At 65.1% G+C, this 4,012-nt stretch carries 3 protein-coding genes; 2 read left to right on the plus strand and 1 reads right to left on the minus strand.

What is annotated here, in order from left to right:
• A partial coding sequence (locus MJ797_RS01550) for a 3-hydroxyacyl-CoA dehydrogenase family protein (protein ID WP_239330886.1) occupies positions 1–1,325 on the plus strand: 1,325 nt, incomplete at its 5' end.
• Positions 1,326–1,942: 617 nt separating this feature from the next.
• Here the strand turns inward: MJ797_RS01550 and MJ797_RS01555 are convergent.
• Positions 1,943–2,344, minus strand: a complete 402-nt coding sequence (locus MJ797_RS01555) for a hypothetical protein (protein WP_239330889.1) — start codon at positions 2,342–2,344, stop codon at positions 1,943–1,945.
• 256 nt (positions 2,345–2,600) lie between these two features.
• Between MJ797_RS01555 and MJ797_RS01560 the strand changes: the two genes are divergently transcribed.
• Complete coding sequence (locus MJ797_RS01560; protein WP_239330933.1) at positions 2,601–3,800, plus strand: helix-turn-helix transcriptional regulator; 1,200 nt, start codon at positions 2,601–2,603, stop codon at positions 3,798–3,800.
• Positions 3,801–4,012: the final 212 nt, after the last annotated feature.

Genomic DNA, 4,012 nt, shown 5'->3' on the forward strand with positions numbered 1-4,012 from the left:
CACCCGCGGCATACCGTGCGCTGAAACTGATCGAGCTCGCCGAGACCGCCGACCTCGACTCCGGTCTCGCGGCCGAGGCTGACGCGCTCGCCGACGTCGCGGTCACCGAGGAGCTGGTCGCCAGCCTCTACGCCTTCGACCTGGTGCAGAAGCGGGCGAAGCGCCCGGTCGGCGGTCCGGACAAGGCGCTGGCACGCCCGGTCACCAAGGTCGGTGTGGTTGGCGCCGGCCTGATGGCGAGCCAGCTCGCGGCGTTGTTCGCCCAGCGTCTGGAGGTCCCGGTCGTCCTGACCGACATCGACCAGACCCGCCTCGACGCCGGTGTGGCCGCCGTCCACGCCGAGATCGACAACCTGCTGGCCAAGAAGAAGCTCTCCCCGGACAGGGCGTCCCGGCTGAAGGCAAGCGTGACCGGCTCGCTGACCAAGGATGTGTTCGCCGATGCCGACCTCGTCATCGAAGCCGTGTTCGAAGATCTCGCGGTCAAGCGGAAGGTGCTGGCCGAGCTGGAGGCGGTTGTCAGCCCGACGGCCCTGCTGCTGACCAACACCTCGGCGCTGTCGATCAGCGCGATGGCCGCGGAGCTGACGCATCCGGAGCGGGTAGCCGGGCTGCACTTCTTCAACCCGGTGGCGGTGCTGCCGTTGGTCGAGGTGGTACGAGGCAGGCAGACCGATGACGCGGCGATCGCGACCACCCTCGCGGTCGTGAAGAAGATCAAGAAGAACGCGGTACTCACCACCGACACGCCGGCTTTCGCCCTCAACCGCCTGCTCGTCCGGTTCATGGACGAAGTGCTCGGCGCGATCGAGAACGGTACCCCCCCGGCCGAGGCCGACCAGGCACCGGAACCCCTCGGCCTGCCGATGTCCCCGCTGGCATTGCTCGAGCTGGTCGGCCCGCCGATAGTCCTCCACGTCGCCGAGACCCTCCACGCCGCCTATCCCGACCGCTTCGGCAAGCCCGAGGGCCTTGCCCGGCTGGTCGCCGCCGGCCGGGCCGATGTCCACGCGGAGACGGGAGACCCACGGAAGATCGACCAGCAGGCCGCTGAGCTCCTGCGGGTCCAGGCCGGCGGTGACACCCCGGTACTGACCGGTGAGCAGGTGCGGGAGGCGGCGCTGGCCGCACTCGCCGAGGAGATCCGCATCCTTCTCGACGACGGCGTCGTCGCCGAAGCCGCCGATGTGGACCTGTCCCTGATCCTCGGTGCCGGGTGGCCGTTCCACCTCGGTGGCATCACGCCCTACCTGGATCGCACCGGTATCAGCGAGAAGGTCACCGGCCGTCGTTTCAACTCACCGGGCGTCGCAACCATTTCCTAGTGCCGGCGGGAGTTTCCCGAGACCGCCGGGCCCGCGACAAGAACCACTATCGTGTGCCCGGCGGCCGAGGCCTGCGCAAAGCCGCCGGACGCACGGGACGTAGCTGTTCACACGGGACAACAATTTCAGGAAGACCGCTTCCCGCCGCTCGGGCGCCAGCCGATTCAGCCCGACGTGGGCGCCACCATGCAATACGGCAGAGCGCGTGTCACGCCCCGGCACCCCGTACAATGAGCATAATGTGACGCACTCGCAGTGTCTACGCCCGAAGATATTTACAAGCTCCCGCAATAGCGGAATGGCAGCAAAATGTTTTGGCTTGGCAGATGGATCAACGGAAGTCGTGAAACACGATCCTTGATGGATCGCAAAATTGCGGCGTGGCCGGTCATTTTCAAGTGTCGGCAACCCGAGTTCTCTAAATCATAAGACCCCTGGCGACTAAAGACCACAAGCCCGCCCCTACGTCGTTGGAGGAGCGGGCTTGTTTGGGGAAGTGTCGTGGAGTATGTGCGCGAAAGGCTGGGCCAGTCGTTCATACAGTCACCCCCTCTGTAAGGGATGGGAACACGGCTGGCTGACTTCCGGGGCCGCCGCCGGCCATGATAGATGCCCAATTACGCGCCACGCTCACGCAGCACAGGGACCGCGTATGAGGTTCCGGGTCTGCGGAGAGGAAGGCGATCGTTCCTCTCCCCGCTGGCAATTTGCAAATGTCCGCCCGCCTGGAAGATTTCAAGAGTGATGGCCCGGCGGACACCGGATGCTCTCGACATGGCGTCCAGGTTCGGAACGATGACGTAGACGCCCTCGCCTTCATTGACGAGCGTTAGCACCGTCATGAGCGCCGGGCGGCCACTCACTTGGGCGAGCGGGATATTACGGTCAACATATGTTTCTTCGAGACTGAGACCTTCGGTGATGGCATGCAGCGTCACCGTATTTTGAAGGCGGCCAATTTCGGCTTCGTCTTCACCCTCAACGCTGATGTAGCCGTAGGCCGCCGGCTTCGTGCTCATCGCTCTGCCCTCTCGTCTGCCTCCTGCGGGCTGGTGGGCTCCCGTCGCCCGGGGCCGTACCTCGCAGGCAGCGGGAGCCTGGGACGAATCGTGGTGTAGTTGCCACGTTGCGCACAGATGCCAATGGGGTCACCTCGCCGCGAGGTGACCCCAGGAGCACCACCAACCCCGGCCGCAGGCGGCCGAGTTTCTATGAAGCGTTAGGCAGTATTACCCAGTGCGCCCCTCCCACCACGGAAGTCGGTACTCTTGGCCTATGGCTGAAAGCCTTGGTGAACGGGTCGCAGAGCTACGGGTCCGGGCTGTCCTCACCCAAGATGAGTTTGCGGAGCGCGCCGGCGTCAGTCTCACCACGGTCCGGAAGTTGGAACGGGGTGCCCGGGATGCGGTCAGCCTTCCTACCCTCCATTCGTTTGCCCGCGTGCTGGGCGTCACCACCTCCGATCTTCTGTCCTACGGTGGCCCTCTTGACCGGGATGACAACGGCGACACCGCAGACCTGGCGGCGCTGCGCCGGGTGCTGGTGCCGGTGCCGGTCAGCCCTCCTGGGGGCGACGCGCCAAACATTGGGGATGTCAGGCAAGGGCTTATCGAGCTAACCCGGATGTACCAGGCGAACAGGTACAAAGATGCGTTGGCACTTGCGCCCGGACTTCTGATCGCGGCGGATGCCGCCACGGGTGCGGCCACGGGAGACTTTGCCGTCGTCGGGCAACGGCTGGCGGCTCGCAGTTACCTCATGGCGTCACTGGTTCTCCTGCAATTCCGACGGGAGGATTTGTCAATCACCGCGGCGGAACGCGCAATCCGGGCGGCCGAGGGTGCCGGGGATGAACTGCTTCGGGCGAGTGCCGCCGATAACATCGCCTGGAACTTTACCCGTCAGGCACGGTTGGACGATGCCGAGGATACGGCGCTTTTCATGGCAGAGGCCATTGAACCCCATGGCGAGGTTACAGAAATCCACCTCGCCCAATACGGCCGATTGCTCACCCGCGCCAGTTCGTCGGCAGCCCGCAATAACCGACCGGCGGCCAGTTCTGGGTATCTAGCTACGGCCAAAGAGGTTGCCGGGCGGCTCCGCAACGATTACATGACGGTGAGCAGCTTTTGGGCTGCTTTCGGCCCCACGACCGTTGACACCATCGAGGTTGAAAACGCGATGGTCATGGGTGAGGCGGACCGGGCGCTGTTCCTCGCACGCAGGGTGCGCCGGGGCAAAGCAATCCGGGAAACCACGTGGCAGCGGTATTTGCTCACGGTGGCGGAGGCGCAGCTTGCCACCAAGGGCTACGCCGGAGCGGCAAAAACGCTGGCCGGTGTCCACCAGGTTGCGCCGGAGTGGTTCGTTTCGCAACGGCTTGCCCGGCGGCTCATACACGCTTTGCAAGACGCCACGTCGGTGCGGTGGGCGCGCGCCAACAGCCTCGACGTGCTGGCCCAGGCCATCAAATGATTTCCCCGGATGCATGCGGTTCAAATGGGCGAGGGCACAGAGACGTCGACGGTGCTGGGCCCGTGGTGCCGGTGTTACGTTGAGAGGGGCAGGGCTGTAGATTAGGAGGGGCGATTAGGTACGCGCGCGGTGCCCCGCACTCCCTTGCCTTTTCCAGTGCTGCGTCAGGCACGACCTTCCGGAACTCCGTCGGCGTGACTCGGTCGCCACCC

Origin of the sequence: Protofrankia sp. CiP3, assembly GCF_917627345.1 — a bacterium.
Lineage (GTDB): Bacteria > Actinomycetota > Actinomycetes > Frankiales > Frankiaceae > Protofrankia.